The sequence below is a fragment of the Komagataeibacter intermedius TF2 genome, assembly GCF_000964425.1.
Classification (GTDB): Bacteria; Pseudomonadota; Alphaproteobacteria; order Acetobacterales; family Acetobacteraceae; genus Komagataeibacter; species Komagataeibacter intermedius.
In genome coordinates, this window is the sequence record NZ_BANF01000070.1 from 1 (window position 1) to 879 (window position 879).

At 55.2% G+C, this 879-nt stretch carries 1 pseudogene; it reads left to right on the plus strand.

The features are described from left to right. Window positions 1–679: 679 nt before the first annotated feature. Window positions 680–879 (plus strand): annotated as a pseudogene (locus B7449_RS10945) (hypothetical protein); the annotation flags it as partial.

An 879-nucleotide genomic window follows, 5' to 3' on the forward strand; every position in this document is an offset into this window, starting at 1 on the left:
CGTTTTGATGAAGAGCGTCCCTCGCGGAGCGCTGCACAGCGCCCCGTTCCTGCCGCAACTTCCAACGCGCAGGAAGTGGATGACGAAATCCCGTTTTAGGCCGCGCGATGTTCCGGGTCGTCAATGACCCGGAGCATTGTGCCTGTTCAGGGAAAAGAAAGTGCGGTTTCTGCTGCGCCAGTTCCCGTCATGAATACTTGTGAGGCCTGTCCGACCTGATGGCATGGGCGATCGGGAAAGTCTATCGGCCGACACCGGAACGCCGGTCGTCCGTCCACATCGGGGATGAACTGTGTCTCTCCTGTTTCTCTATCGACCTTTATACGGGCTCGTGAACCTTATTTTTTTATCAGTCGCATGATGTGGGCGCAGGCCAGATACTCCACAGGGAGTATCTGGCGTCGTGAGTGCCCGCTCATCCATGGTCCCGGTAATGCGCGCGCAGTGGCGCGGGCACATGCCGTTTTCTGCCGCGCGTAAACTGCAGCCATTCGTGCATCCTGTATTCTTTTGCAGGTTACGCAGAATAAAAACCCTCAACGCGGAATATCAGGACGCAATATCTCGACGAACCATACAGAGGTTGTCGGATGTTTCCGCACGATCATCTCAAATACTCACCGTAAATACCGGAGCGGTCTGAAACACAACCCATGCTGTTCGTGAAGGAGTGTCTCTCATGGCTTACACATCTTCCCCGGAAGCACAGCAAAGAGAACTTGATGAGCTTCGCAATGCTGTAAACTGCGCCGTTGTTCTGGAGAAAGCCGGGTTCCGGCTGGATCGGCAGGCCACCGCGCAGCGTTCCGCACGTAACCTGAAATTTCGCCGTGATAGTGAGGCCATTATTGTCAATCACGATGGCAAGGGCTGGTGGGA